This is a genomic window from Roseateles sp. P5_E1 (genome assembly GCF_054049335.1).
Genome location: NZ_JBFUMN010000112.1, coordinates 1 through 3,281 on the forward strand (window position 1 = coordinate 1; position 3,281 = coordinate 3,281).

At 62.3% G+C, this 3,281-nt stretch carries 1 protein-coding gene; it reads left to right on the forward strand.

The genetic code is table 11. The annotated features are described in order from the left end of the window. The first annotated feature begins 41 nt into the window (after nt 1-41). Nucleotides 42-3,095, forward strand: a complete 3,054-nt coding sequence (locus ACXJKJ_RS29945; RefSeq protein ID WP_457394942.1) for a TonB-dependent receptor — start codon at nt 42-44, stop codon at nt 3,093-3,095. The last annotated feature ends 186 nt before the right edge of the window (nt 3,096-3,281 follow it).

Sequence of the window (3,281 nt, forward strand, 5' to 3'; positions counted from 1 at the left end):
GTCCACATGATGCTGCTGACCGTCGGCAGCGCGTCCACATGATGCTGCTGACCGTCGGCAGCGCCGCAATGGCACAGACGGCGGCTGAAAAGCCGGCAAACCTGGAAACCGTYGTCATCACCGGGCAGCGCGCAGCGCTGCAGTCGGCGCAGAAGATCAAGCAAAACGCCGAGGAAATCGTCGACTCGGTCGTCGCGGAAGAGGCCGGCAAGCTGCCGGACAAGTCGATCACGGAAGTGCTGCAGCGCGTCGTGGGCGTCGTCATCGACCGCAACAAGTCGCGTGGCGACCCGGAGCACTTCTCCGTCGAAGGCTCGGGCATCAGCGTGCGSGGCCTSAGCTGGGGTTCTTCGGTGCTGAATGGCCGCGAGTCGTTCTCKGCCGGKTGGCCGGGCCGCGAGCTGAGCTGGGGTGACATCCCGCCAGAGCTGATGGCCGGCGTGGACGTCTACAAGAACCCCTCCAGCGAGATCATCGAAGGCGGCGTCAGCGGCACAGTGAACCTGCGCACAGCCTTGCCCTTTGACTACAAAGGAACGAAGGCCTACCTGTCGGCAGGCAACAACTACGTGCAGCGCTCGGGCAAGAATTCGCCCAGCGTGTCGGGGCTGTACACCACCCAATGGAATACGGACATCGGGCGCGTCGGCGTGCTGCTGGACCTCTCCTACAACCACTCCAGCTTCCAGAATGAGAGCATCCAGCTGGATGCCTACTTCCCGCGGACCGACCTGATCGCCGGCAAGGTGGCCTGGGCGCCGAAATCGGCCTCGTTCCGGAACAACACCGGCGACACCGAACGTGCCGGCTTCTACGCCGCGCTGCAGTGGAAAAAGGACAGGATGGACTCGTCGCTGACCTATTTCCTGTCGGGCGCACGGGAGACGGGCAGCGAGCAGGGCATCTACACCGGTGTCGAGAACCCGTACAAGTCGGTGATCAAGAATGCGACGTACGACGCCAACAACGTGCTGACCTCTGGCCTCTACACCTACCCCAGCGGGGGCCTCGGGGCGAACACCTTTGCCGATGGCGGCCTGGGCTTCAACGTCTCGCGCGGCTGGAATCGGAGCAATTCGAAAACCGGTGAACTGGCGTGGAACTTCAAGTGGGCCATCAACGACCAGTGGCTGGTGCAGAACGACGTCCAATGGGTTCATGCGAAGAACGATTCGATCGGCCGCAACATGCAGCTGGGCACCTACGTGCCGAGCATGGGCATCGACGTGTCCGGAAAGAGTCCGGTGCGCATCGGGTTCGACCAGACCGCCACGGATTTCCTGGCCGACCCGAAGAACTATTACTGGAACCTGGTCATGCCGGGCATGAGCAAGGCCGATGCCGACCTCTACGCCTGGAAGGCCGACGCGCGTTACCGTTTCGAGGACAACCCCATCCTGCGTGACATCCGTGTCGGCGTGAGAGCCACCTATCGCGTGGCACGCCACTACGACGCCACGGGCAATACCTGGACGTCCACTTCCGATCCTTGGGCCGTCAAGCAGACCTCCACGCCCGGCAAGCCGCCTGCGGTCACCGATGGGCTCGACTGGCAATCACGCGGAAGCTTCGGCTACATGAGCGACCCGCGCTACCAGACCGTGCCGGTCGAAGTGTTCAACTTCAGCAACTTCTATGGCGGCAAGGCGGGCAAGCTGCCGAACATCGTCATGCCGACGATCGGTGCCGTGCGCGACTACCCGAACACATACAAGACGCTGGCCAACGATTACCGCTACCAGCAATGCCTGGATGGCAAGGCGCTGTTCCCCACCATGAACATCACGTGCGACTACGCGAAGGACTATCAGAACTTCCAGGAGCTGGTTTTCGACGGTAACCCGGAAAAGACCAGCACGCACAGCGAACAGACCGACGCGGTCTACGCCACGCTGCGCTTCGGCTTCGACGACCTGAAGTTCCCGATCGAAGGCAACGCCGGTGTGCGTGTCGTGCTGACCCGCGACGTCTCGCACGGCTACACAGCTTTCCAGACGCAATACAACTCGCAGACGCCGCCCGATCTGCCGCGCTTCGACCAGCTCGGAGGGCCTCTGAACGTGCAGAACGAATTCGTCAAGGTGTTGCCGTCGCTCAACCTGAAGATGAACTTCACCGACAGGTTGCAGGCTCGCCTGGCGATGGCCCAGAGCATGAACCGACCCGGCTTCAACCAACTTGGCGAGTACATCAAGCTGTGGCAGGACTACGACGCCATCAACCAGAGGGTCTCCTACCGTGGCGAGAACTCTGGCAACGTCAAGCTCAAGCCGATCACGGCCAACAGCTATGACCTGGCGCTGGAGTGGTACCCGCGTGACGGCCAGTCCATCACGGGCACGGTGTTCCATAAAGATGTCAAGGACGTCATCATGAACACCTCTTACAGCCGCACCTACAACAGTGTGGGTGGCAATCCGCAGATTTTCTCGGTCACGGGTCCTGCCAACGTGGGCAAAGCCAAGGTCAGCGGCCTGGAAGTTGCGGGCATGACCTACCTGGACAAGCTGCCCTTCCTGGACGGCGTGCTGCCGGAGTGGGCCAAGGGCATCGGCGTGTCGGCCAACTACACCTACATCGACGCCAAGCAAAGCCTGTACAAGCAGATCTACAACCCCTATTGCGATGCGGGCAGGACGCAGACGAATGGCACCTTGCACCTGTTCGGCTGCGACACCAACGGCGTGCCGTTCAACGATCTGCCGCTGCCCTACATGGCCAAGAACGCGGCCAACTTCGTCTTGATGTACGACCGCGGCCCGTTTTCGGCACGGCTGGCCTACAACTGGCATAGCCGGGTGCTGCAGGGGGCGGATGCCAATGGCACGCGCGGCGATGATGCGACGAGCGCGGACCCGACGCGCCCGGGTGCCCGGGATGTGGGCTGGGGCCTGCCGACCTGGCAGGAGGCGTTCGGCCAGTGGGACGCGGGCATGAACTACAGGTTCAGCGACCAGTTCAGTATGTCGCTCAACATGACGAACCTGAACAACGTCATCGTCCGCCAGACGCAGCAGCAGCACATCGGCACGATGGGGCGTGCGTGGTTCTACCCTGGCCGCAGCTACTCAATGAGCGCACGCTACGAGTTCTGACGCGGTCCCTGACGCGGCGTAACTGCATGCCGCCTGGACGGACTGTCCGGGCGGCATGCCCACTTGCGTGGGTCGGCGCCGCGTGGCCAGAGATGGAAATGATGGACGTCGGCGCAGATCATTGATGGCGCCCAAGAACTTGGCAGAGTCTCTATGACGCAGAAAATTGCTCGCATCGTCGTCGTG